This window comes from Alsobacter sp., from assembly GCF_059501845.1.
Map to the genome: position 1 here is coordinate 509,068 of NZ_JCACDK010000011.1, position 22,978 is coordinate 532,045.

Annotated in this window: 21 protein-coding genes; 7 read left to right on the top strand and 14 right to left on the bottom strand. The window is 68.2% G+C overall.

Translation table 11 applies throughout. The annotated features are described in order from the left end of the window. Window positions 1-182: 182 nt before the first annotated feature. The 3 genes from AC5JCN_RS09905 to AC5JCN_RS09915 all read right to left on the bottom strand — a co-directional run bounded on the left by AC5JCN_RS09905 (window position 183) and on the right by AC5JCN_RS09915 (window position 3,886). Window positions 183-1,271, bottom strand: coding sequence for a TRAP transporter substrate-binding protein (locus AC5JCN_RS09905; protein ID WP_495754963.1), 1,089 nt, complete (start codon window positions 1,269-1,271; stop codon window positions 183-185). Window positions 1,272-1,524: 253 nt separating this feature from the next. Continuing rightward, complete coding sequence (locus AC5JCN_RS09910) at window positions 1,525-2,616, bottom strand: TRAP transporter substrate-binding protein (RefSeq protein ID WP_495754862.1); 1,092 nt, start codon at window positions 2,614-2,616, stop codon at window positions 1,525-1,527. 151 nt (window positions 2,617-2,767) lie between these two features. Then, window positions 2,768-3,886 (bottom strand): Mrp/NBP35 family ATP-binding protein, encoded by a 1,119-nt coding sequence (locus tag AC5JCN_RS09915; protein WP_495754863.1) that lies wholly within the window; start codon window positions 3,884-3,886, stop codon window positions 2,768-2,770. A gap of 83 nt (window positions 3,887-3,969) precedes the next feature. Here AC5JCN_RS09915 and mobA point away from each other — a divergent pair, with 83 nt between their 5' ends. Together mobA and AC5JCN_RS09925 are read left to right on the top strand one after the other, a co-directional pair. Next, window positions 3,970-4,575, top strand: a complete 606-nt coding sequence (mobA, locus tag AC5JCN_RS09920; RefSeq protein ID WP_495754864.1) for a molybdenum cofactor guanylyltransferase MobA — start codon at window positions 3,970-3,972, stop codon at window positions 4,573-4,575. A 132-nt stretch (window positions 4,576-4,707) separates the two neighbouring features. Continuing rightward, window positions 4,708-5,574: an NAD(P)-dependent oxidoreductase gene (locus AC5JCN_RS09925; protein WP_495754865.1), complete on the top strand. Its 867-nt coding sequence runs from the start codon at window positions 4,708-4,710 to the stop codon at window positions 5,572-5,574. A gap of 105 nt (window positions 5,575-5,679) precedes the next feature. Here AC5JCN_RS09925 and AC5JCN_RS09930 read toward each other — a convergent pair whose 3' ends face one another. The 4 genes from AC5JCN_RS09930 to AC5JCN_RS09945 all read right to left on the bottom strand — a co-directional run bounded on the left by AC5JCN_RS09930 (window position 5,680) and on the right by AC5JCN_RS09945 (window position 10,076). Next, on the bottom strand, window positions 5,680-7,842 hold the full coding sequence (locus AC5JCN_RS09930) for a caspase family protein (RefSeq protein WP_495754866.1): 2,163 nt from the start codon (window positions 7,840-7,842) through the stop codon (window positions 5,680-5,682). 129 nt (window positions 7,843-7,971) lie between these two features. Beyond that, window positions 7,972-8,763 carry an enoyl-CoA hydratase-related protein gene (locus AC5JCN_RS09935; RefSeq protein ID WP_495754867.1) on the bottom strand — a complete coding sequence of 264 codons (792 nt, stop codon included), beginning with the start codon at window positions 8,761-8,763 and terminating at the stop codon, window positions 7,972-7,974. Continuing rightward, window positions 8,760-9,458, bottom strand: coding sequence for a uracil-DNA glycosylase family protein (locus AC5JCN_RS09940; protein WP_495754868.1), 699 nt, complete (start codon window positions 9,456-9,458; stop codon window positions 8,760-8,762). The genes AC5JCN_RS09935 and AC5JCN_RS09940 overlap by 4 nt, the downstream gene beginning before the upstream one ends. Window positions 9,459-9,581: 123 nt before the next feature. Further along, window positions 9,582-10,076, bottom strand: a complete 495-nt coding sequence (locus AC5JCN_RS09945) for a thermonuclease family protein (protein WP_495754869.1) — start codon at window positions 10,074-10,076, stop codon at window positions 9,582-9,584. A gap of 194 nt (window positions 10,077-10,270) precedes the next feature. Between AC5JCN_RS09945 and AC5JCN_RS09950 the strand changes: the two genes are divergently transcribed. Beyond that, entirely contained in the window at window positions 10,271-11,833 is a 1,563-nt protein-coding gene (locus AC5JCN_RS09950) for a sensor histidine kinase (RefSeq protein ID WP_495754870.1), read from the top strand. Window positions 11,834-11,882: 49 nt separating this feature from the next. On the opposite strand, the gene cobT is transcribed toward AC5JCN_RS09950, so the two are convergent. Continuing rightward, complete coding sequence (gene cobT, locus AC5JCN_RS09955; protein ID WP_495754871.1) at window positions 11,883-12,911, bottom strand: nicotinate-nucleotide--dimethylbenzimidazole phosphoribosyltransferase; 1,029 nt, start codon at window positions 12,909-12,911, stop codon at window positions 11,883-11,885. Window positions 12,912-12,988: 77 nt separating this feature from the next. Between cobT and cobS the strand changes: the two genes are divergently transcribed. Beyond that, complete coding sequence (cobS, locus tag AC5JCN_RS09960) at window positions 12,989-13,810, top strand: adenosylcobinamide-GDP ribazoletransferase (RefSeq protein WP_495754872.1); 822 nt, start codon at window positions 12,989-12,991, stop codon at window positions 13,808-13,810. On the opposite strand, the gene AC5JCN_RS09965 is transcribed toward cobS, so the two are convergent. The 5 genes from AC5JCN_RS09965 to dusA form a co-directional block, all read right to left on the bottom strand. After that, window positions 13,807-14,670: a sulfite exporter TauE/SafE family protein gene (locus AC5JCN_RS09965; protein ID WP_495754873.1), complete on the bottom strand. Its 864-nt coding sequence runs from the start codon at window positions 14,668-14,670 to the stop codon at window positions 13,807-13,809. The genes cobS and AC5JCN_RS09965 overlap by 4 nt on opposite strands. A gap of 114 nt (window positions 14,671-14,784) precedes the next feature. After that, a complete protein-coding gene (locus AC5JCN_RS09970; RefSeq protein WP_495754874.1) occupies window positions 14,785-15,141 on the bottom strand; it encodes a DUF2019 domain-containing protein in 357 nt (118 codons plus the stop codon). 267 nt (window positions 15,142-15,408) lie between these two features. Next, the gene (locus tag AC5JCN_RS09975; protein ID WP_495754875.1) at window positions 15,409-15,768 is read right to left on the bottom strand and encodes a DUF2019 domain-containing protein; all 360 of its coding nucleotides are present in this window, start codon (window positions 15,766-15,768) and stop codon (window positions 15,409-15,411) included. Beyond that, on the bottom strand, window positions 15,765-16,481 hold the full coding sequence (locus AC5JCN_RS09980) for a hypothetical protein (RefSeq protein ID WP_495754876.1): 717 nt from the start codon (window positions 16,479-16,481) through the stop codon (window positions 15,765-15,767). Before AC5JCN_RS09980 ends, AC5JCN_RS09975 begins: the two co-directional genes overlap by 4 nt. A gap of 103 nt (window positions 16,482-16,584) precedes the next feature. Continuing rightward, on the bottom strand, window positions 16,585-17,586 hold the full coding sequence (dusA, locus tag AC5JCN_RS09985) for a tRNA dihydrouridine(20/20a) synthase DusA (RefSeq protein WP_495754964.1): 1,002 nt from the start codon (window positions 17,584-17,586) through the stop codon (window positions 16,585-16,587). A 346-nt stretch (window positions 17,587-17,932) separates the two neighbouring features. Here dusA and AC5JCN_RS09990 point away from each other — a divergent pair, with 346 nt between their 5' ends. Then, window positions 17,933-19,654 carry a BA14K family protein gene (locus AC5JCN_RS09990; protein WP_495754877.1) on the top strand — a complete coding sequence of 574 codons (1,722 nt, stop codon included), beginning with the start codon at window positions 17,933-17,935 and terminating at the stop codon, window positions 19,652-19,654. A gap of 15 nt (window positions 19,655-19,669) precedes the next feature. Here the strand turns inward: AC5JCN_RS09990 and AC5JCN_RS09995 are convergent, their stop codons facing one another. Next, entirely contained in the window at window positions 19,670-20,404 is a 735-nt protein-coding gene (locus AC5JCN_RS09995) for a GntR family transcriptional regulator (protein ID WP_495754878.1), read from the bottom strand. 235 nt (window positions 20,405-20,639) lie between these two features. On the opposite strand from AC5JCN_RS09995, the gene AC5JCN_RS10000 reads away from it, so the two are divergent. Beyond that, a complete protein-coding gene (locus AC5JCN_RS10000) occupies window positions 20,640-21,656 on the top strand; it encodes an ABC transporter ATP-binding protein (protein WP_495754879.1) in 1,017 nt (338 codons plus the stop codon). A gap of 26 nt (window positions 21,657-21,682) precedes the next feature. Beyond that, window positions 21,683-22,972, top strand: coding sequence for an ABC transporter substrate-binding protein (locus AC5JCN_RS10005; RefSeq protein ID WP_495754880.1), 1,290 nt, complete (start codon window positions 21,683-21,685; stop codon window positions 22,970-22,972). Window positions 22,973-22,978 lie beyond the last annotated feature (6 nt).

A 22,978-nucleotide genomic window follows, 5' to 3' on the forward strand; every position in this document is an offset into this window, starting at 1 on the left:
TGGAGCGCGGGTCTTCAGACCCGCCCTTCCCTCGCCCATAACGAAGGCGCGTCTGAAGACGCGCGCTCCAGGCCCGCGCAGGACGAGAGTGGAGCGCGGGTCTTCAGACCCGCCCTTCCCTCGCCCATAACGAAGGCGCGTCTGGAGACGCGCGCTCCATCGCGGATTTCATGAACCTCCCCTCACCCTTTGGCACGGGAGCGGATCATGAAGGTGTCGAACGAGTATTCGGCGATCTGGAACCACAGATACGCGTCGTTCTTGAAGGCCATGTAGGCGTCGTGCATGGTCTTGAAGTTGGCGTTGTCCTTGGAGATCTCGGCGTAGAGCTCCTTGGCAGCCGTGTTGCAGGCATCCATGATCTCGGGCGAGAACGGGCGCAGCTGAGCGCCGCCCTGGACGAGGCGCTTGATGGCTCCCGGGTTGCGGGCATCGTACTTGGCCTGCATGTCGACATTGGCGTAGCCGGCCGCCGACGTCACGATGCTCTGGTAGGCCTTGGGCAGCTCGTTCCACTTGGCCGTGTTGATCATGAAGTGCAGGGCCGCGCCGCCTTCCCACCAGCCCGGGTAGTAATAGAACGGCGCAACCTTGTTGAACCCGAGCTTCTCGTCGTCGTAGGGCCCGACCCATTCGGCAGCGTCGATGGTGCCCTTCTCCAGCGCCGGGTAGATGTCGCCGCCGGCGATCTGCTGGGGCACCGCGCCGAGCTTCTGCAGCACCCGCCCGGCAAGGCCGCCGATGCGCATCTTCAGGCCGTTGAAGTCGGCCGGCGTCTTGAGTTCCTTGCGAAACCAGCCGCCCATCTGGCAGCCCGTATTGCCGCCGGGGAAGGTGGTGACGTTGTAGGCCTTGAGGAAGTTGTTGATCAGGTCGAGGCCGCCGCCATGGTAGAACCAGGCGTTCTCCTGCCGCGAGTTCAGGCCGAAGGGCACCGCGGTTGCGAACGCGAAGGTGGGGTCCTTGCCGACATAGTAGTAGGGCGCGGTGTGGCAGAGCTCGACGGTCCCGTTCTGCGCGGCGTCCAGGGCCTGCAGCCCGGGGACGATTTCGCCTGCCGCGAAAACCTGGATCTGGAATTTGCCTTCCGTCGCATCGGAGACGGCCTTCGAGAACACCTCGGCGGCGCCGTAGATCGTATCGAGAGACTTGGGAAAGCTGGATGTCAGCCTCCAGCGGATTTCCGGCTGGGACTGGGCAATGGCAGGGCTGGCAATCACTGCGGCGGCGGCTCCCGCACCGGCCACCTTCACGAAATCACGGCGCTTCAAGGTCATGTCGATCCTCCCGGGACCCCGCTGCGCTATGCTTCTGGTGCGCGGGGTGACCACGGTCAACGCATAGCAGAGCGGGCGCGCGCTGCAAGGCTGACGCTGCTGGGGAAAATCTGTCAGCTCCCTGTCACGCCGGCCGAAGCCGCCGCAAAGTCCGGGATCTCGAAACTCGGTCCACCGTGGACCTGGACCCCGGACACGCCGCTAAGCTTCAGCCTGCGGCGTGCCCGGGATGGCGGGCGATCCCGTCCTACTGCCCGCGGGCGCGGGCGCGGATCATGAAGTTGTCGTAAGTGAACTCGGCGACCTGGAACCAGAGGTACTCCTCGTTCCGGTAGGCGATCATTGCCTGGATCGCCTTCTTGAAGTCCTCGTTCTTGGCGCTGATCTCGGTATAGAGCTCGTTCGACGCCTTGTAGGAGGCCTCCATGACGTCCTGCGGGAAGGGCCGCAGCTGCACGCCGGCGCCGACGAGACGCTTGAGTGCGCCGGGGTTCTGCTGGTCGTAGCGCGCCTGCATCCAGGTGTTGGTGTAGGCCGCCGCAGCCTGCAGGGCGGCCTGGTACTGCGCCGGCAAGGCGTTGTACTTGTCGAGGTTGAACATGGCGTGCACCGACGGACCGCCTTCCCACCAGCCGGGGTAGTAGTAGAACGGCGCAACTTTGTTGAAGCCGAGCTTCTCGTCGTCATACGGGCCGACCCACTCGGCCGCGTCGATGGTGCCCTTCTCCAGCGCCGGATAGATCTCGCCACCGGCAATCTGCTGCGGCACGACGCCGAGCTTCTGCAACACCTGTCCGGCGATGCCGCCGATGCGCATCTTCAGGCCCTGCAGGTCGGCGACGGTCTTGATCTCCTTGCGGAACCAGCCGCCCATCTGCGTGCCCGTATTGCCGCACGGCAGCCCGGTCACGTTGTACTTCTTGAAGAACTCGTTCATCAGCTCGATGCCGCCGCCCTGGTACATCCAGGAGTTCTGCTGGCGCGCGTTGAGGCCGAAGGGCACGGAGGCCGCCACCGCGAAAGTGGGGTCCTTGCCGACGTAATAGTACGACACGGTGTGGCAGGCCTCGACCGTGCCGTTCTGCGTCGCGTCGAGGGCCTGCAGCCCCGGGACGATCTCGCCGGAGGCAAAGACCTGGATCTGGAATTTGTTGTCGGTGAGGGCCGCCACGGTTTTGGCCAGCGTCTCGCCGCCCCCGTAGATCGTATCCAGCGACTTCGGGAAGCTCGACGCCAGCCTCCACTTCACCTCAGGCATCGACTGCGCCAGGGCGGGGCTGGCAATCGCGCCCGCCGCAAGGCCCACCCCGGCGGTCTTGATGAACTGCCTGCGCTTCATGAACGATCCTCCGAACGAAACGGCCCGGTGCTCCGGGCCTTGCTTTTGTCGACACTGGCCCAGCAAAGGGCCGATGCAATGGCCGGACTGTGCCGGACCCCATTCACACGCGCAACCGGGCCTTAGACGAAGGTATGACCTGGAACAGGCGTCATTCGAGCACGATTCTCGGCGGCTGGCGTGCCGGGCGGCCTTCCAGCGTGGCCATTACCTGCCCTGCGATGGCGAGATAGGCCGAGGCAACCGGCCCGTCGGGATCGGTGGCGACGAGGGGCCGGCCGGTGTCGGAGGTCTCGCGGATCGCCATGGTCAGCGGCACCTCGCCGAGGAACGGAACGCCGAGCCGCTCCGCCTCGTGCCGCGCCCCGCCATGGCCGAAGATGTCGGACCGCTCGCCGCAATGCGGGCAGATGAAGGTCGACATGTTCTCCACGATGCCGAGCACCGGCACGTCCACCCGCTTGAACATCGCGATGCCCCGGCGCGCATCGAGCAGGGCCAGATCCTGCGGCGTCGACACGATGACGGCGCCCGCCAGGGAGACCGACTGGGCCATGGTGAGCTGGGCATCGCCGGTGCCGGGCGGCATGTCGACGACGAGCACGTCGAGTTCGCCCCAGTCCACCTCGCGCATCATCTGCTGCAGCGCCGACATCACCATCGGTCCGCGCCAGATCATCGGCGTCTCCTCATCGACGAGAAAGCCGATCGACATGACTTTCATCCCGTATCCGGTGAGCGGGCGCATGGTCCGGCCATCGATGACCTCAGGCTTGTCATGCAGGCCGAAGATCTTCGGCATGGACGGGCCGTAGATGTCGGCGTCGAGGACACCCACGCGCAGGCCTAGTCGCGCCAGTGCGAGCGCCAGGTTGGCGGCCGTCGTCGACTTGCCCACGCCGCCCTTGCCGGAGGCGACCGCGATGATCTTGCCGACGCCCGGAATGGCGGCCTTCGCCGTCGCTCCCTGGGCGCGCGGGCCGGGTTGCGCCGGAGCTGGCCTGCCCTGGGACGCCTCGCCGGCCGGGCGGTCGGCCGTGAGCATGACGAGGGCGCCTGCCACACCGGGAATGCGCTTCACCGCCTCCTCGGCGGCCTGCCGCATCGGCTCCAGCGCCTTCGCCCGGCCGGGGTCCGCGGTGATGGTCACGTAGACTTTGCCGGCCTGGACGGAGATGCCGCCGAGAAGGCCGGACTGCGACAGCGGCGTTCGCCCGTCCGGTCCGGGGACGGCGGACAACGCGGCGAGAACGTCCTTTTCGGTGATCACGAGCTTGGCTCCGGTCGCGCCGGCGACGGCGCACCGGCGTCTATGTAAAGTGTCGCCGGGATGGGTCAACGCAGGACTGGGCGGTGGGCGTGGCCGAAAGCAGGCGGATCGCAGGCGTCGTTCTGGCAGGAGGGCTGTCGCGACGCATGGGGCGGGACAAGGCGGGCGTGCTGCTGGCCGGGCGCCCGCTGGTCGCGCATGCGCTGGCGATCCTGCGGCCGCAGGTGGCCATGGTGGCCGTAAATGCGAACGGCCCCCTGCCGCATGCCGTGCTCGAGGGAGCTGCCGTGCTGCCCGACGGCAGGAGCGACTTCCCGGGCCCGCTCGCCGGCATCGAGGCGGCGCTGGCCTTCGGAAGGTCGGCGGGCTTCGAACTGGTGGCGACAATCCCCGTCGATTGTCCCTTCCTGCCCGGCGACCTCGTGGCCGTGCTCGCGGCGGGCCTCGGAACGGCAGATCTGGCCGCCGTGGCGGAATCCCGGGAGGGGCGTCACCCCGTCGTCGCATTGTGGCGCACTGCGGCGCTCGACGCGGTCTCGCAGGCGCTGCACGAGGACGTCCGTGCCGTCCGCGACCTCCTCTCGCGTCTGCCCCATTCCACCGTGCGGTTCGACGACGACGAGGCTTTTGCCAACGTCAACACGCCCGCGGATCTCGCCTGGGCGGAGGAGCGGCTGCGGGAACGGTGAGAAACGCCTCCGATGTGACGCCCGGGGGATCCCGTCGCCTCGCTCCTCCCCTCTCCCCCTCCACGCCATTGATGCTATGGGGAGGCCGGCACAGCATCCGGCCCCCGGGCCGCACCTTCACGGAGATCCGTCATGGCGAAAGTCGCGTTCCTCGGTCTGGGCGTCATGGGCTACCCCATGGCGCGCCACCTCGCCTCCAAGGGCCATGACGTCACGATCTACAACCGCACGGCGGCGAAGGCGGAGCGCTGGGCGTCCGAGAATGGCGGCCGGTCGGCTGCCACCCCGCGCGAGGCGGCGGCGGGACGGGAGATCGTGTTCGCCTGCGTCGGCAATGACGACGACCTGCGGCAGGTAACGACCGGCCCCGACGGCGCCTTCGCCGGCATGGAGAAGGGCACCGTCTTCGTCGACCACACCACCGCCTCCGCCGAAGTCGCGCGCGAGCTTCACGTCGCGGCGAAGGAAAAGGGAGTCGATTTCATCGATGCGCCCGTCTCAGGCGGGCAGGCCGGGGCGGAGAACGGCGTGCTCACCGTGATGTGCGGCGGAGACGAGGAGCCCTTCCGGCGCGTCGAGCCGGTGATCATGAGCTTCGCCCGGCAGTGCCGGCTGCTTGGCCCGTCGGGAGCGGGCCAGCTCACCAAGATGGTGAATCAGATCTGCATCGCAGGCCTCGTCCAGGGCCTCGCGGAAGGCATGCACTTCGCCAAGCGCGCCGGGCTCGATCCGGAGGCGGTCGTGGAGGTGATTTCCAAGGGCGCTGCGCAGTCCTGGCAGATGGAGAACCGCTACAAGACGATGAATGCCGGGAAATACGATTTCGGCTTTGCCGTCGACTGGATGCGCAAGGACCTCGGAATCTGCCTCGCCGAGGCCCGCCGCAACGGAGCCCAGCTGCCCATCACGGCTCTCGTGGACCAGTTCTATGCCGAGGTGCAGAAGCTCGGCGGAAGCCGCTGGGACACCTCCAGCCTGCTCGCGCGACTGGAGGAGTAAGCGCACCCCGCCCTTGCGAGGTGCGCAGCGACGAAGCAACCCAGCCGCGGCTTCAATGCTCGAACAGGCCTGGGTTGCTTCGCTTCGCTCGCAATGACGTAACACCTACCGGCAGGGCGGCAGGCCCGCCTGGCCGCACTCGTTGCCGCGGCTGCGCTGCTCGTGCTGGCGCTGTTGCAGCATCCTCTGCATGTTATCCTGCTGGTGTTGCTGCTGCTCCTGCTGGCGCCGCATGTTCTCCTGCTGGCGCTGCATCTGCTCCTGCTGACGCTGTTGCTGCTGCTGGATCTGCTGCTGGCGCTGCTGCATCTGCTCCTGCTGGCGCTGGCGGTCCTGCTGCTGGCGCTGCTGCATCTGTTCCTGCTGGCGCTGGAGGTCCTGCTGCTGGCGGCGATCCATCTCGCGCTGAATGCGCTGCTGCTGACCCTGTTCGCGGTCGCGCTGCTGCATCATCCGGCGCTGCTGCTCCTGGAACTGCTGCTCTCTCTGCTGCAATTGCTGCTGCCGGTCGCGGCGGATCAGGTCCTGTCCACGCTCGAGGTCGCGCTGCCGCTGCTGGTCGATGGCGCGGCGGCGCAAATCGTCCTCGCGGGCACGGCGGGCATCGTCCTGCTGCTGCCTCCGGCGCAGCTCCTCCTGCCTGCGGTCGATCTGCTGCTGCTGCTGGTCGCGGCGAAGCAGTTCCTCCTGCCGGCGCTGGTCCTGCAGCCGCTGCTGCTGGATGGTCTCCTCCTGGCTGCGGCGCTGCTCCCGGATGCGGCGCTGCTCCTCGCGCAGAAGCTGTTGCTGCTGCTGCTCCCAGCGGCGGCGATCGGCATCGTTGAGCGAACCCGGCGGCGGCTGCAGCAGGGAGGGCCTGGCGGGGTCCGGCCGCCCCTGCTGGAATCCGGGATCGATCACGACGGGCGGCCGTGGCCTCGGCCTGTCGAGACCGGGCACGATGACGACGGGATCCCGCGGCGGCCGCGGCGGCCGCACCCAGCCGGGCACCGGGATGGGGACGGGGATCGGCAGGTAGCCGGGCTCGCGCGGCGGCGGCGGAAGGATCACCACCTCCCGCGGCGGGGGCGGCAGGATGTAGACCGGCGGCGGCGGAGGCGGCGGGTAGTCGTAACGATCCTCCCACTCATAGGATTCGATACCGGCCAGGGGCGGCGGAAGGTCGTATTCGATGCCGCCGAAATCCGGCGGCGGCTCGGCTGCCGCCGAGAGGCGCGCCAGCCGGCGTCGGGCGTCCGCTGCGTGAAGCCCGCGCGGATAGCGCTTCAGATAGGTCCAGTATGCGTCCGGCGTGTCGCGGGCAACGGTGCGCTGCCATGTCAGGGCCTCTCGCCGTTGCGCGAGCAGCCGCTTCACGCGTGGCGCGAAGGTGCTGTCCGGATAGGCCCGCAGGAAGTCCTGGTAGGCCGGGATGGTGTCGCGCTCCAGCGCGATCCCATAGGCCTCCTGGTCGCCCACGGAGGCGAAGTCACGGGCGGGCGGCGGTGGCGGAGGCGGAGGCACCGCGGCGCCCTCCTGCGGGGCGAGGAAGACGAACGGCGTGTCCGACTTCACCACGTCCCAGGGGGTCTGCGCGCCCTGCGTCAGCTCGTGGACGCGCAGGCGGATCCGCCCGAAGAGTTCGGGCAGCGACAGGCCGGGCTGCCGGATCATCTCGACGAAAGCGGTGGCGTAGGGCCCATACGGCCCCTGCCCGTCCTCGGCCACTTCGCCAGGCGCAGTCGAAAACGACACGGCAAATCCCTGGGGTGGATCGACGAGTGCGAGCCCGCGCGCCAGAGGCTGGTTGTCCTGGGGTGCCGGAAACGGACGCCCGGCGTCGAGCATCACGATCCGCAGGTCGGCCGGCAGTCCCTCCAGCGAGCGCATCAGGTCCGACACCCGGAACGCCTCGATCGGGATGTCGCTCACCCTGTCGATCCTGGCGCCGACAGGCACCAGGAAGTTCTCGCCCTCGAACTGCACGCCGCGGCCTGAGAAGTAGACGAGGGCGGTGGTGCCCGGCCCCGCCGATTCCACCCGGTCGAGGAAGTCCCGCACGCTCTTGCGCAGTCCGGTGAGATCGAGATCGGCGCCCTGGACGATGTCGAAGCCCGCCGTGCGCAGGTCCTGCGCGACGAGGCCGGCATCATTGGCCGCGGTCGGGAGCGCCCTGTCGTCATAGGCGCTTTCGCCCACGACGAGCGCGACACGGTTCTGCGCCAGGGCTGCCGGTGCGGAGGCGAGCGCGAGAAGGCCGAAGACGAAGGCTAACAACCGGGTACGCATGGAAGGGACCGCCTGGAAGGAGTTCGCGCCGCAGGCCGACACTCGTCCGGCCTGCCTGAACGCGGCCTGAACCTTCTCATGCTCAACGGGCAGATTTAAGTGCTTCGCGAACCCGCCCCGCGCCCGGCCCTACCGCCCCTTGAAGCGCGGCTTGCGCTTTTCCCGGAAAGCCGTGACGCCTTCGATGAAATCGTCGCTGGCGCCGGCCTGCTTTTGCAACTGCTTCTCGAGGTCCAGCTGTGCCGCGAGGTCGTTGCCAAGGCTCGCCGCGACCGCCTGCTTGGTGAGGCGATGCGCGAGGGACGGGCCATCCGCCAGCCGGGCCGCCAGCGCGTCCAGCCCGTCGCGGAACGCGTCGTCGTCGAAGAGGTGGGTCACGAGCCCCATCGCGAAGGCGGCGTCTGCCGGCACCGGGTCGGCCAGCAGCATCATGGCGAGGGCACGCCGCGTTCCGACCAACCGGGGCAGGATCCATGTGCCCCCCGCGTCGGGAAGCAGGCCGATGCGGGCGAAAGCCTCGTGCAGCGTCGCCGAGCGGCAGGCGACGACGAGGTCGCAGGCCAGCGCAATGTTGGCCGCCGCGCCGGCGGCCGGGCCGTTCAGCGCAGCGATCGTCACCTTGGGATACGACGCGAGCGTCTGCACGAGCGGGTTGTAGTCCCTCTCGATTGGCGGAGCGAGGTCGATCCGGCCGTCCGCGTCACGCGGCAGGCTCTCTGAAAGATCCTGTCCCGACGAGAAGGCCTTGCCCGCCCCGGTGAGCACCACGACGACGACATCGTCGTCTCCCGCCGCCCTCGAGAGCGCCTCGCGCAGCTCGGCATGCATCGTCGCGTTAAACGCATTGAGCTTGTCGGGCCTGTCGAGAATGACCGTCGCGACACGGCCGGCAACCTCGTAGCGAAGCGTCTCGAACCTCACGGCCTGCCCTCCCTCCCGGATACCGCCAGCGCCACGCGTTCCCTGAGCACCGGCAGCACCTCGGCTTCGAACCACGGATTGCGCTTCAGCCATCCCGAGTTCCGCCAGGATGGGTGCGGCAGGGGCATCAGGTCCGTGGCGTCGAGGATAGCGCGCCAGTTCGCCACCGTCCCGTCCAGCGTGGGCGCGAGCAGATCGGGCCGTCCGAGACGGCGCAGGTGCCACGCCTGGGCATGCCGCCCGAGCCCGACGAGGAGCGTGGGTCTGGGCAGCAGGTCGAACAGGCGCGTATGCCAGGCGGCGGCACATTCCGGCCGGGGCGGCAGGTCCGATCCCTTCGGGTCCAGGCCCGGGAAGCAGAACCCCATCGGGACGATGGCGACGCGTGAGTCGTCGTAGAACATCGCGTCGTCAAGGCCGAGCCAGCCCCGCAAGCGTACGCCGGAGGGATCGTCGAAGGGCTTGCCGCTGGCGTGGACGCGGACGCCGGGCGCCTGTCCCGCAATGACGAGACGCGCGGTTCCACGTCCGATCCGCAGGACCGGGCGCGGCTCGTGCGGAAGCGGCTTGCCGGCGGGAGCCTCCACGCACCGGCGGCATGCCGCGACATCCGCGGCGAACTCGTCAACGACGTTCACGGGACGGTCGTCAGGGATGGAGGGGCCTGCACGTCCTGCCCGGGCTGCTGCTGCCATCCCGCAATGCTCCGCCCGCGCGGCGCGCCCGTCAATGGCCCGAGCGCGAGCATCTTCGAACGGCCACGCTGCCACTTTCCGCTGCAAGATCGGCCTGTTACCCGCAGAACGCGAATCTGTGTCTCAGCTGCCGCCCTCGCGCGGATTCGCCGCACGCCAGTCCGACGGGATCTCGAACCGCGTCCGCCACAGACCGGCCCGCGCCTCCCGTGCCTGCCTCTGCTCGGCGCCGTAGCCGCCGGTGTTGACGGCCTGCCCGGCCAAGACCATGGCTGCTGCGATGTCCCGTCCCCCGGCGAGGCAATGAGCCAGCCGGCGACCATAGGTGTCGGCGGCCTGGCTATCGCAGCGTACGGGACCGTTCCCGACGAGGCTCGCGAGCGCCCGGCGGGCGTCCTGTCCGCACTCCATTTGCGTCGTGCCGAGGCTGCATGTCTGGGCGAGCTCGGGTGCGTCGATGCCGAGCAGCCTGAGCCGCGTCCCGCCGATCCGAAGCGAATCACCGTCGACCGCGACCGCCCGGCCCTCAAAAGTCTGGCTTTCGCCATGTCTTGTGACCAGCGTGCCGGTCAGCCCGGCGATCAGCCCGGCCAGAGCGGCGGCAGGTACGCCCCGCATCCATCGAGGCCTCCGGACACGCATGGCGGCCCTCAAGCCGGCCTGCTGTGATGGCGCCACAGCGGTCCGCGCTTCACGGTGAAGTGCCTGCGAGATCTCGGAAACGTCGGAATTTCGGTGATTCCGTCAGGTTCGCATTAACGGTTGGGGCACAGGATGCGGCGAACGGGCTTCCCCGTCGACGTCGCGAGAGCATGACCGAGCTGACCCCGGAGATCATTCAGCGCGGCCGCGGGGCTGATCCCGAGGCTGTGGCGCAACGGCGCCGGGCAACGCGTGAGCTGCGCGCGCTCCGCGAGAAGCTGACCTCCACCACCGGGCTCGAGCGCGCCTTCGACCACGAGCTGCTGCGCCTCTTCGCCGAGACGCACCGCAACGCCTCGACCCTGCTGCTGCTGCTGGCCATCGCCATCGGCGCGGCCTCCAGCATCTGGCTCGACCTCGCCCGCGTCATGATCTGGCTGACGGTGGTCTCCACCAGCACCAGCCTGATGCTGATCGTCTGCCGCCGCTTCCTCAGCCGGCGGCCCGACGACCGGACCGTGGCGAGCTGGCGAAGACGGTTCGTGATGGCGGAGCTGGTCCAGGGCATGTCCTGGGCCTTCCTGCTCAACATGCTCTTGTCCATGCAGGCGGATGCCGCCCGCACCTTCCTTCTGTTCGTGGCGCTGCTGATCACGGCCGTCACGGTGATGCTCGCCTCCAGCATTCCCTTGGCCGTCTATGCCGGCATCCTGCCGCTGACGGCGGTCATCGCCGGGTACCTCATCCCCTCCGACAACATCGAATGGGTGACGATGACGCTGATGGCGGGCGGCGGGCAGCTCTACTTCCTGGTGCTCGCCAACAAGCTCTACAGCACCACCGTGGCCACGCTGGAGTTCCGGGCGGAGAAGGACGCGCTGATCGCCGAGCTGGAGCAGGCCAAGGCGAACTCCGACGAGGCCCGCCGCCGCGCCGAGGAATCCAACATCGCCAAGTCGCACTTCCTGGCGACGATGAGCCACGAGCTCCGCACGCCGCTAAATGCCATTCTCGGCTTCTCGGAGGTGATGAAAAGCGAGCTCTTCGGCCAGCACCAGGTGCCCGCCTACCGGGAGTACGCCAACGACATCCATGCCAGCGGCCAGCTGCTGCTCGACATCATCAACGAGATCCTCGACCTCTCCCGCATCGAGGCGGGCCGCTACGAGCTGAAGGAAGAGGCGGTGAACCTCGCCCATGTTGTCGACGATTGCCGGCACATGCTGCAGATGCGCGCCAAGGCACGCGGCATCGTCATCGCCGAGGCGATCGAGCCCAACCTGCCCCGCCTCTGGGCGGACGAACGTGCCGTGCGGCAGGTGGTGCTGAACCTGCTCTCCAACGGCATCAAGTTCACGCCTCAGGGCGGCGAGATCCAGCTGAAGGTCGGCTGGACGGCCTCGGGTGGTCAGTATCTCAGCGTCCGGGACACCGGGCCGGGCATTCCCGAAGAGGAGATCCCGATCGTCCTGCAGTCTTTCGGGCGCGGGTCACTCGCCATCAAGACGGCCGAGCAGGGTACCGGCCTCGGCCTGCCCATCGTCAAGGGGCTGGTCGACATGCATGGCGGCACGCTGGTGCTGAAGTCGAAGCTCCGCGAAGGCACGGAAGCCGTCGTGACCTTCCCGGCCTCGCGCGTCATGGACACGCTGGCGGCCGTGGCCGTTCCCGAGACGCAGCGCCCCGCCCCCGGCCCCCAGTCCGGCCCCCGCGGTGGCCGCCGGGCTGCGTGAGCCTGACGGCTCAACCGTCATGGGGAGCGCAGCGAAGCAGCTCCCGGCGTCAATCCTTGTCCGACACGCCCGCCTGCGCGAACGTCGCCATGCCGGCATGGGTGGCGGCAGCGGCCTTGATGACGCCCATGGCCAGCGCCGCGCCGCTGCCTTCGCCAAGCCGCATGCCGAGGTCGAGGATGGGCCGCTTGCCCAGCCGCTCCAGCACCTCGCGGTGCGCGCCCTCCGCCGAGACGTGACCGGCCATGCAGTGGTCGATCGCCTCCGGGTTCTCGGCGTGCAGAACGGCGGCGGCCGCGGTGACGACATAGCCGTCGAGCACCACCGGAATCCGCTGCACGCGGGCGGCCAGGATGGCACCGGCGATGGCGGCGATCTCGCGCCCGCCGAGCCGCGCCATCAGCTCGAGCGGCCCGTCGTACTGCCCCGCATGGGTAGCGAGCGCCGCCTCTACCGCCGCGACCTTGCGAGCCAACCCGTCGTCGTCCACCCCCGTTCCGCGGCCGACGAACCGCTTCACGTCGCCACCATAGAGGGCGGCATAGATGGCGGCGGCCACGGTGGTGTTGCCGATGCCCATTTCGCCCAGCCCGAGCAGGTCGCAGCCGTCCGCCACGGCCTCCATGCCGAAGGCCATGGTGGCGACGCAGGACTTTTCGTCGAGCGCCGGCTCCACCGTGATGTCCCCGGTCGGCAGGTCGAGTGCGAGGTCGAACACCTTGAAGCCGATGTCGAAGGTGGCGCAGATCTGGTTGATGGCGGCGCCGCCCGCGGCAAAGTTCTCCAGCATCTGCCGGGTGACGGCCTGCGGATAGGGCGAGACGCCGCGCGCGACCACGCCGTGATTGCCGGCAAAGACACACACGAGCGGCTTATCCACGCGGGCCGGGGCACGGGCCTGCCACGCCGCCAGCCACTCGGCGATCTCCTCGAGACGCCCGAGGCTCCCCGGAGGCTTGGTGAGCTGCGCGTCGCGCTCCCGCACTGCCGCAGCGGCGGTCTGGTCGGGACCGGGCGCCAGCCGGATGATCTCGCGGATGTCGTCGAAGGGGCGCGCGTCGGAGCCGGTGTGGGTCATCGAAAGTGTCCTGCGGGCGGCCCGCGATTCTCGGGTCGGGGCCTGCTATAGCGGTCCGGTCCGCCCGGGAACAGCTTATGTCCGACGCCCACCGAGACCCGACCGACCCCGCGCCCCCGGCGCGGCATGCCGACGACCTCGCGCGGGCGCTGCGCTTTTTCTCGCGCCTGCCGGTCCCGGTGCTCCCGGGGGAGCGCGATCCGCACGCCGCGCCGGACTTCGCCAGCCTCCCCCGCGTGCTGCCCGTCGCCGGGCTGGTGATCGCGCTTCCCGCCGTGGCGGCGCTGGCACTGGGAGCATGGTTCGCCGTTCCACCTTTGGCAGCGGCCGCTCTCGCCATCGCGGTGCTGATCGCCACCACGGGCGGCCTGCACGAGGACGGCCTCGCCGATACGGCCGACGGCTTCGGCGCGCCGGGCTCTCTCGAGCGGCGGCTCGCCATCATGGCGGACAGCCGCATCGGCGCCTTCGGCGCGGCGGCGCTGGCGCTGGCGCTGCTGGTCCGCGTGGCGCTTCTTGCAGCCCTGCTGGAGAAGGCCGGTCCCTCCGCCGCCTGCGCGGCCCTCCTTGCCGCTTCAGCGGCCTCGCGGGCGGGGATGGCCGTGCCGCTCTGGCTGCTGCCCTCGGCGCGGCCGGGCGGACGCTCCGCAAGTGTTGGCCGCCCAGGCGGCACGGCCATGGCGATCTGCATCGGCCTCGCCGCCGCACTGGTGCTGGCGCTCACGGCGGGATGGGCGGGCCCGGGGCGTGGCGCATGGGCCATCGTGCTCTGCGGCGCCCTCGCGCTCGCCATGACCGCATGGTCGCGCCGCATGCTGGGCGGGCAGACCGGCGACGTCGCCGGCGCGACGCAGGTCGCCTGCGAAATCGCGGTGCTGCTGGTCCTCGCCTCCGGCTAGACTCCGAGCAGCTGGAACAGGAAGCGGGCGGAAACGAGCAGCAGGAAGATGCCGAACGCCACCTCCAGCCGCCGCTTCGAGAGGCGGTGCGCGAGATTGGCCCCGATTGGCGCGGTAAAGACGCTGGTCGGCACCACCAGCGCCACGCCGATCAGGGATATGTAGCCCAGCGACAGCGGCGGCAGCACGGCCGTGGGCCCGACATTCAGCCAGTCCGCCATCTTCGGCCAGCCGGCATAGATGTAGCCCAGCGCGCCGGGGATGGAGATGAGCACGCCCAGCCCCGAGGAGGTCGCCACCGCCTGGTGGATGGGCCGGCCGTAGAAGGTCATGAACAGGTTGGAGAGTTGCCCGCCGCCGATGCCCATCAGCGAGGACAGCACGCCGATGACGAAGCCATAGGCCTGCGTCACGAAACCGCCCGGCACGTCCGAGCCGAGCTTCCAGCTGTCGCGCCCGAAGAGCAGGCGCAGCGCGCTGAAACCGGCCACCACGACGAACACGCCCTTGAACAGCGAGGGCGGCGCATAGCGCGCCACGAGGCTGCCGGCGATGACGCCGACGACGACGGGAACCGCCCAGGCCCGCAGGATGGAGAGGTCCACCGCCCCCTTGCGCTTGTGCGCCGTGAAGGAGCGGATGGAGGTGGGAATGATGACGGCGAGCGAGGTGCCCACCGCCAGCGGCATGCGCACCTCCTCCGGGATCCCCTGCAACCGGAAGAGCTCGTAGAGCACGGGCACGATGACGGCCCCGCCCCCCACCCCGAACACCCCCGCCAGCAGCCCGGTCACCGCGCCGGCGGCCAGCAGGCCCATGGCGAGAAGGGCGAGTTCGCCATAGGCGGCGTCATGAAACATGGGGGAAGGCTCTGGATGCGGGTCCGGCCGCGGGACTGCGTCATCCCCGGCCGGTAAGGCAACGCTCCATGCGGGAAAACGGTCGAGGGGGCAAGGACGGGGGGTGGGAGATGATCAGCCTTTGTAGGTCGGGTCCCGGCGTGAGAGCGCGAGCTTCGCATTGGCCGCCTGCGGAAGCTTCCCCGATGCGGCAATCTCACGGAAGACGGCAAGAGACGCCTGCGGGTCGATGTCTTCGACATCATAGGCCGCGTTCATTCGCAGCTGCAGGTCGGGATGCGTGAGAAAGGGCTTGAGGTGCATCCGTGCCTCGGCGCCAAACGCGTCCAGAGCTTCGACCGTCTGCCTCCATGTCTTGAAGAGCTTGTTGTACCTTATGGAAAAGTCGTTGAGTGATTCGTCGTACATCGCGACGCCGATTTTCTCGTATTCTATCAACAGTTCTTCCGCTGTGTCGAACGACAAGCTCATAAATCAGCGCCCAGAGCCACGCTGACGATGTGGCGCCGAAGATCTTCCAGCCTATTTCGGCCTCCTTTGTCACAAATCCAGAAACGCACTTTGTGCCTCGGCTGAGTGGCTTTGTTGAAGTCGATCTGTTCTACCTTGAGGTCCTCACGGTCAAATCGAATGTCGAGTTTTGGCGAAACCCGCATCGGAACAGCCGCTAACATTACATATGCACCGCTCTCCTCACGAAAAATGGGAGGCGTTCCTGAGGGTAATGCACCTTAGAATTCATCCTTTGTAGGTCGGGTCGCGCCGCTCCAGGGCGAAGCCCGCGCTCACTGACTGGGGCCGCTGTCCCGAAGCAGCGACCTCGCGGAACACAGCCAAAGAACCCTGCGGGTCGATGCGTTCGACATCATAGGCCGCGTTCATTCGCAACTGCAGGTTCGGGTGAGAGAGGAAAGGCATGAGCCGCCTCCGAGCATCCGGGCCGAAGGCATCGAGCGCTTCGACGATCAACGTATATTTTTTGAAAAGCTTATTGTATTTCGACGACGTATCATTCAAAGACTCGTCATACATGGCGACGCCAATCGCCTCGTATTGCAATACCAATTCATCGATTCTGTTTCTGTGAGGACTCGTCATTTGAGGACTCCAAATTTACGAAGAGCGTTCAATCCAAATTCTACACGCAGATCCCACGACTTTCCACGTAAGTACTCTCTTGGAGATTTGTTACCGTAGTCTCGATCTGACTTCGAATAAAACCCATTGATTTCATAGTGTTTCAGCGTCGGGATCCTGACAATGTTATCGGCACCCTCGACGCGATCGGCTCCAAACCCGTCCGCATACGCCGAGGATCGTTCGACGATATGATGGAGTTGGTAGCCCAGTCGCGGCCGGGAGGCGTCGTCAAGAAGTTGCTCCAGGTCTTTCGGCTCATCAGCGTCGGCCCGAATCTCATAGAGCCAACGTACACTCCACTGCGCCGCCTCAAGCAGGGCGAACAGACCATCTAACGGGATATCGAGAGACAGCCGTCTGCGAACCTCTTGCGAGAGCTCGCGCTGTCGCCTCGTTCGGGCATCAGATCGGTCGGGCGGGCTACCGGGCGGATCGCCGTCGGAGTTGATCCGGCGGATGATCGCGGACCCGGAGGACCCTCGGCCCTCGTCCGTCCACTGTCCGCCATCTGGATCGCCCGCAGGCACCCGGAGCTGGTCCGGGCGGAACTTTCGGTAAAGAAGAAGACGCCGGACGGCGCGGACCCACTGTTGAGTCGCATCCAGTTCCGCCCGGATGGCAACGAGAATGCGGAGATCGGGATCGGCGTCCCGATGATGTGAAAATCGCATTTGAAAAACCCAGCTTGAAAACGCCGGGCATAGTATAGGAATAATTTCTTATGTCAATATTGCCCGGGATCCCTGCGGTGAGTTTTACAAACGCGATGCCCCTTCACGCCGCCTCGCCCACCCTCTCCCGCCCCACCATCGCCACCGCCTCCCGCAGCACCTCCAGCCCGGCTCCCGGCTTGACAGCCTCGGTCGCCAAATGCCGGCGGAAGGCTCGGGCGCCGGGGCGGCCGGCGAAGAGGCCCATCATGTGGCGGGTCCAGCCGTGCAGGCGCGCGCCCTCGGCCAGGGAGGCGGCGATGACGGGCTCCAGCCGCTGCAGCGCCTCGAACGCATCGGCGGCGGGGGCGGCCTCGCCGAAGAGCCCGGGATCGACGCCCAGCAGCAGCTCGGGCTCCTGGTAGGCGACGCGGCCCAGCATCACGCCGTCGACATGGCGCAGGTGCTCCCTCGCCTCCGCCAGCGTGCGGATGCCGCCATTGATGGCGACGGGGACGTGCGGCAGGCGCTGCTTCAGGCGGTACACCCGCTCGTAGTCGAGGGGAGGAACGTCGCGGTTCTCCTTCGGCGAGAGGCCCTGCAGCCAGGCCTTGCGGGCATGAACGATCAGCGCATCTGCCCCGGCGGCGACCACGGCGTCCGCCAGCTCGTCCAGCGCCAATTCGGGATCCTGGTCGTCGACGCCGATGCGGCACTTCACCGTCACGGGCACGGAGACGGCGGCCTTCATCGCGGCGATGCTGTCCCCCACCCGCCCGGGCTCACGCATCAGGCAGGCGCCGAAGCGCCCGTCCTGCACCCTGTCTGACGGGCAGCCGACATTGAGGTTGATCTCGGCATAGCCGAACTCCTCGCAGATGCGGGCGGAGCGCGCGAGGTCGGCCGGCTCGCTGCCGCCGAGCTGGACTGCGACCGGCTGCTCGGCCGGCGAGAAGCCGATCAGCCGCTCGCGGTCGCCATGGATGACGGCGCCGGTGGTGACCATCTCGGTGTAAAGCAGCGCGCGACGGGACAAGCCCCGATGCAGCATCCTGCAGCGGCGGTCAGTCCAGTCCATCATGGGCGCGACGCTGAAGCGCCAGGGGGAAACGGCGGGTGAGGTCATGGTCAGGAAAGCCGGAAACGCGTGATCGTCCATGTAGCGGCGCCGGGAGGGATTGCCCACCCTCTCGTGGAGACGGCAACCGCACCGATCCCCTTTCGAATTAGCCAAACTGGTGTGTTAACTTTTTGGAAAGACTTTGGGCAAAGCTACGGCGAACGGGGAGAATTGGTGATACAGCCTCGGGGTCAGGCGCGGCCCTGCCAGTAAGATCAGGCGAAAACGAGCCGATTCACAGCGGTGTTGCCCGCAAGCTCACACCCCCAGGAAAATTGCAAGCAGGTTGAGTTAACATTTCCAACCTATGTCCGGTTATGGTTAACGTCCGGCGAACCGAAGAGCCGGATGCATGTTTCGAACCTCCCTCTGCGCCATCGCCCTCCTCGCCACCGCGGCGCCCGCGTCGGCCTGGACCTACCGCGAATTCACCGCCGGCGCGACGATCGACGAGGTCGGGGCTGCACTTTCGGCCAAGCGCGGCTCGCTGGAGCGCGTCTCCGGAGTGGCCGCGAGCAGCGCGACGGAGGTCTTCGTCGTCCAGCCGGCTAGCGTTCCGGTGCTGACCTTCTGCCACGGCCATCTGTCGGGCTACTCCGACCGGATTCCAGGCGACATCAAGGGTTTTCTCGACCGCGCTGCCGTTGAAAGCGCGACCCGGTCGACCGCGGCCATGCCGCAATTCCGGCTGGACATCGGCAGGCGCAACAGCTTCGAGCTGACCGAAGCACAGTGGGCCCTGGCTCCCGGCGTGCAGCTCACCCTGTCCTGGTCGGCCGCCGGCGGCACCGGCATCGGCCTGGAGACCGTGACGCAGGAATGCCCGGAGACGCCGCCCCCTGCGGTTGCGGAGGCGGCGCCGCCGGCGGTCGTCCCGGCCAGTCCGGAGAGCGAATCACCTGCGGTAGTGGCGCAGGCCCCGGAGCCTGCGGCTCCCGCGCCGGTCGCAGCCGCTGAACAACCCACGGCAACCGCGGAGGCGGTACCCGTTCCTGCACCGTCCCCGGCCCCGGATGCCGGGGATGCGCCAGCGGCCCGGACGGCGGAAGCGGCGCCTCCCGTTCCAGGCACCGAGCCCGTCTCGCCCTCGGAAACGCTGGCGGGAACGCTGCACACCCCCGGCGTCGACACTCCCGCCGACGACGCCCCCGAGACGTCCGGCCAAGCAGCCTCCACCGGCAGCGGCCCCGCCGAGCCTGCGGCCAGCCCCGGGCCGGGCGCGTCCGCCGTCGCCGAGCCACCCCGGCCGGAGCAGCCGCCCGCCGCCGTCGCTGACGGCAACGCCCCGGCCGGAGAAGCTGCGGCGACGGCGCTGGCGGCGGTTCCAGCGTCTCCCGTTCCGCCCGCCTCCCCTGCCCCGGCGGCCCCGGTCTCGCCGGACGTCGCCGTCGTTGTGCCGCTGCCGCCCGAGGCGCCGGTCGTCATCGCCGACGCCGCGAGGCCGAGCGAGCCTGCACCCGCGCCCCGCGAGCCGCAGGCCGTCGTCGTGCCGCCTCCGCCGGAAGTGCCCGCACCGTTCCAGACGGCATCTGTGCCGCAGGGCCCGGCGACCGCGGTCGACGAGGCGGAAGCCTTCCCGCGCCCAGCCAGCGTGCCCCTGCCGCCACCCCGTCCGGCCGAGCTCCTCGCCCGTATCCCGCCGCCTGCCGCCGAGCCTGCCGCGCAGCAGCGCCCCGCCCGCCGTCTCCCGGCGGATGCGACAGGTGTCGGGGCTGCGCCGTCCGAGCTGCCGCAGGTCATCGTGCCCGGCTCGCAGCCGGAGGCCGAAGCGGCCCCGGCGGCAACCGGCGAGTTCCCTCGTCCGCCCGCAGACGTCGGCAGCACCGCCGCGGTGTCCCCCGATGGCGGTCAGGACGGTTCGGGCCCGGAAGCGGCTCCCGCGTTCGGCGATCCCGTACAAAGTGAGATGCAGTCTTCCGTCCAGCCCGCGCCGGCGACGACGGGTTCGACGGCGTCCGGCGGGCGCCGCTGGCCCCCCGCGACGCCCGAGGCGTGCGCGGCCGCGTTCCGGTCGTACGATCCCGGCACGCGCACCTACCGCTCGCACAGCGGCGCCGTGCGGCCCTGCCCCTGAGCCGGGGCGCGACGCTCAGCTGGACGACAACGCCTGGCGCAGGCTGGACAGGTCGGCCGGCCTGGCGGCCTTGGGAGCGAGATCGAGGTCCGCCTCGACGTGGCTGAGGTGATGCAGCATCAGCTCAGCCGCCCTGTCGCCCTCGCGGCGCTCCACCGCGGCCAGCAGATCCGCATGCTCGTTCGTGCCGCATGACGACGCCCTGGTCGTGCCGTAGAGCGCGATCACCAGCGCCGTCCGCGACACGAGCTCGCGCAGGAAGTCGAAAAGCACGTCCTGCCGTGCGAGTGAGGCAAGCAGCAGGTGGAAATCGCCGGAGAGGCGGATCGCTGCCGGCCGGTCTCCCGCGGCGAGCGCCCTGCCCTCCTCGGCAAGATGGCGGGCGGCTGCCGCGATGTCGGCGGGCGTCGCCCGGGCGGCCGCCTCGCGGATCAGCGCCGCCTCCACGACACGCCGCGCCTCGAACACCTGCCGCGCCTCGTTGATGCCGGGCGAGGCGACGAAGGCTCCCCGGTTGGGCAGGAGCACGACGACCCGGTCCTTGGCGAGGCTGCGCAGCGCGGCGCGCACGATGGTGCGGCTGACGCCGAACACAGCGGCCAGATCCTCCTCCGACAGCTTCATCCCGGGAGGAAGGCGTTGCTCGATGATCGCCGCCGTCACCACCCTGACGATGCTGCCGGCCCGATCCGGGGCTGCTCCCGGCCCGGCCGACCCGCCGCTCACCGCAAAATGCTCGTCCCGATCCATGGTCCCTCGCAACGCTCAGCATGCCACGAAACAGCTCGAACTGGGCTGCTGATTTGGTATACAATCCTGAGGCAGCATTGTATCCAATTGACTGTTTTCTAGGCAGCTCTCCGCTCGCCGAACTCCGCTCTGCCTTATCCCGAAAACCCCTCCACCTGACGCAACACTCTGGAATCCCGCCGCCCTGGACGGCAAGTCACGGGTCCCGAGGCTGCTGGCACGCGCCTTGTATTGCATGCCCCGTGCACAGGAGTGGCGCGTGAAGGGCTCTGAACTCGAACTGGCCAGCGTGACTAAGCGCTACGGGACGACGGTGGCCGTCGACCGCATCGATCTCAGGGTGAAGGCTGGAACCTATTGCTGCCTGCTCGGCCCGTCCGGCTGCGGCAAGACTTCCACCCTGCGGATGATCGCCGGCCACGAAAGCGTCACCGAGGGCGACATCGTGCTGGGCGGCACCAACGTGACCGACCTGCCGCCCGCCCGGCGCGGCACTGCCATGATGTTCCAGAGCTACGCGCTCTTTCCGCATCTCTCCTGCGTCGAGAACGTCGCCTTCTCGCTGAAGATGCGCGGCGTAGACAAGGAGGCCCGCCGCGCCAGGGCCATGCAGGTGCTCGAGCTCGTCGCCATGACGCCCTATGCGGAGCGGCTGCCGGCGCAGCTCTCGGGCGGGCAGCAACAGCGCGTCGCGCTCGCCCGCGCGCTCATCACCGAGCCGCAGATCCTGCTCCTGGACGAGCCGCTCTCCGCGCTCGATCCGTTCCTGCGCGTCAAGATGCGGTCGGAGCTGAAGCGCCTGCAGAAGGAGCTCGGCATCACCTTCGTCCATGTCACGCACGGGCAGGACGAGGCGATGGCGCTCGCCGATGTCATCGTGGTGATGAACCACGGGAAGATCGAGCAGGCCGGCAGCCCGCGCGCTGTCTTCAACGCCCCCGCGACCGCCTTCGTGGCGCGCTTCATCGGCGGGCACAACGTCTTCCAGCTGCCCGACGGTCCCGTCGCCGTGCGAGCCGACCGTCTCGTCCTGACGCCGATCGCCGGTCCCGGCGACGGCCCGATGCCCGCGCGCGTCCGGACGGTCGAGTACCAGGGCACCTACATCCAGCTCGGCCTCGACACCGGAGACCGGGAGATCACCGCGCATCTCGGCGAGGACGCCTATGACGCGCAGCCACTCGCCCCCGGCGACCTCGTCGCCGTGAGCTGGAGCGAAGCCGACATTCACAGATTGCAGCCCGGCGCATGAGTGGCCGGAGAAGAGGGAGAGGGGTCATGACACGGAAATCCGACACGAAGGGGCTGTCCCGCCGATCGGTGCTGAAGGGAGCCGGCGCGCTCGCCGGCGCCGCCGCGGGCTCGGGCGCCATCACGGGCTTCCCCGCGGTGTGGTCGCAGGAGGCAAAGGTCCTGCGCTACCTTGGCACGGCAGTAAACCAGTCCGACGACATCAACAAGAAGCTCAAGGAAGATACCGGCATCACGCTGGAGTACATCTCCGCCACCACCGACGACGTGACCAAGCGCGTCATCACGCAGCCGAACTCGTTCGACATCCTCGACACCGAGTACTTCAGCCTCAAGAAGCTGATCCCGTCGAAGAACATCCTTGCGCTCGATGCCAAGAAGATCAAGGAATTCGACAACATCACCCCGATCTTCACGAAGGGCGAGCTGCCCAACGGCAAGAAGATCGGCGACCAGGGCACCGCGCCGAAGAAGGTGATGTTCCTCGAGGGCAAGAACTCGACGAACTTCGCCAAGGGCGTGACGGAGTGGGTCACCCTGATCCCGACCGTCTACAACGCCGACACGCTCGGCATCCGCCCCGACCTGATCAAGCGTCCGATCGAGAGCTGGAAGGAACTGCTGAACCCCGAGTTCAAGGGCAAGGCCTCGATCCTCAACATCCCGTCCATCGGCATCATGGATGCCGCCATGGTCGTGGAGGCGTCTGGCCTGCACAAATATGCCGACAAGGGCAACATGACGAAGGCCGAGATCGACCTGACCACGAAGGTCCTGATCGAGGCTAAAAAGTCCGGCCAGTTCCGCGCTTTCTGGAAGGACTTCAACGAGTCTGTGAACCTGATGGCCTCCGGCGAGACGGTGATCCAGTCCATGTGGTCGCCGGCCGTCACGGCCGTCCGCTCCAAGGGCATCCCCTGCGTCTTCCAGCCGCTCAAGGAAGGCTATCGCTCCTGGGCCTCCGGCTTCTGCGTGTCGAAGGGCATCGACGCCAAGAAGCAGGAACTCGCCTACGAGTTCGTCAACTGGTTCCTGTCGGGTTGGGCCGGCGGCTACCTCAACCGTCAGGGCTACTACTCGGCCGTGCTCCCCACCGCCAAGAAGTTCATGTCCGAGGACGAGTGGGGCTTCTGGATGGAAGGCAAGGCGGCAAAGAACGACATCAAGGGTCCCGACGGCTCCATTCTCGAAAAGGCCGGCGCCGTCCGCGACGGCGGGTCCTATGACGACCGCATGGGCAACGTCGCCTGCTGGAACGCGGTCATGGACGAGAACGACTACATGGTCCGCAAGTGGAACGAGTTCATCGCCGCCTGATGGCGA

Excerpts from the sequence above, each read along its gene's own strand:
- AC5JCN_RS09990 (WP_495754877.1), top strand. The coding sequence starts at position 17,933 with ATGTTTCGAACCTCCCTCTGCGCCATCGCCCTCCTCGCCACCGCGGCG.
- AC5JCN_RS09965 (WP_495754873.1), bottom strand. The coding sequence starts at position 14,670 with ATGTTTCATGACGCCGCCTATGGCGAACTCGCCCTTCTCGCCATGGGC.
- AC5JCN_RS09945 (WP_495754869.1), bottom strand. The coding sequence starts at position 10,076 with ATGCGGGGCGTACCTGCCGCCGCTCTGGCCGGGCTGATCGCCGGGCTG.
- cobT (WP_495754871.1), bottom strand. The coding sequence starts at position 12,911 with ATGACCCACACCGGCTCCGACGCGCGCCCCTTCGACGACATCCGCGAG.
- cobS (WP_495754872.1), top strand. The coding sequence starts at position 12,989 with ATGTCCGACGCCCACCGAGACCCGACCGACCCCGCGCCCCCGGCGCGG.
- AC5JCN_RS09980 (WP_495754876.1), bottom strand. The coding sequence starts at position 16,481 with ATGCGATTTTCACATCATCGGGACGCCGATCCCGATCTCCGCATTCTC.
- AC5JCN_RS10005 (WP_495754880.1), top strand. The coding sequence starts at position 21,683 with ATGACACGGAAATCCGACACGAAGGGGCTGTCCCGCCGATCGGTGCTG.
- AC5JCN_RS09910 (WP_495754862.1), bottom strand. The coding sequence starts at position 2,616 with ATGAAGCGCAGGCAGTTCATCAAGACCGCCGGGGTGGGCCTTGCGGCG.
- AC5JCN_RS10000 (WP_495754879.1), top strand. The coding sequence starts at position 20,640 with ATGCCCCGTGCACAGGAGTGGCGCGTGAAGGGCTCTGAACTCGAACTG.
- AC5JCN_RS09930 (WP_495754866.1), bottom strand. The coding sequence starts at position 7,842 with ATGCGTACCCGGTTGTTAGCCTTCGTCTTCGGCCTTCTCGCGCTCGCC.
- AC5JCN_RS09925 (WP_495754865.1), top strand. The coding sequence starts at position 4,708 with ATGGCGAAAGTCGCGTTCCTCGGTCTGGGCGTCATGGGCTACCCCATG.
- AC5JCN_RS09975 (WP_495754875.1), bottom strand. The coding sequence starts at position 15,768 with ATGACGAGTCCTCACAGAAACAGAATCGATGAATTGGTATTGCAATAC.
- AC5JCN_RS09970 (WP_495754874.1), bottom strand. The coding sequence starts at position 15,141 with ATGAGCTTGTCGTTCGACACAGCGGAAGAACTGTTGATAGAATACGAG.
- AC5JCN_RS09940 (WP_495754868.1), bottom strand. The coding sequence starts at position 9,458 with ATGGCAGCAGCAGCCCGGGCAGGACGTGCAGGCCCCTCCATCCCTGAC.
- dusA (WP_495754964.1), bottom strand. The coding sequence starts at position 17,586 with ATGACCTCACCCGCCGTTTCCCCCTGGCGCTTCAGCGTCGCGCCCATG.
- AC5JCN_RS09995 (WP_495754878.1), bottom strand. The coding sequence starts at position 20,404 with ATGGATCGGGACGAGCATTTTGCGGTGAGCGGCGGGTCGGCCGGGCCG.
- AC5JCN_RS09950 (WP_495754870.1), top strand. The coding sequence starts at position 10,271 with ATGACCGAGCTGACCCCGGAGATCATTCAGCGCGGCCGCGGGGCTGAT.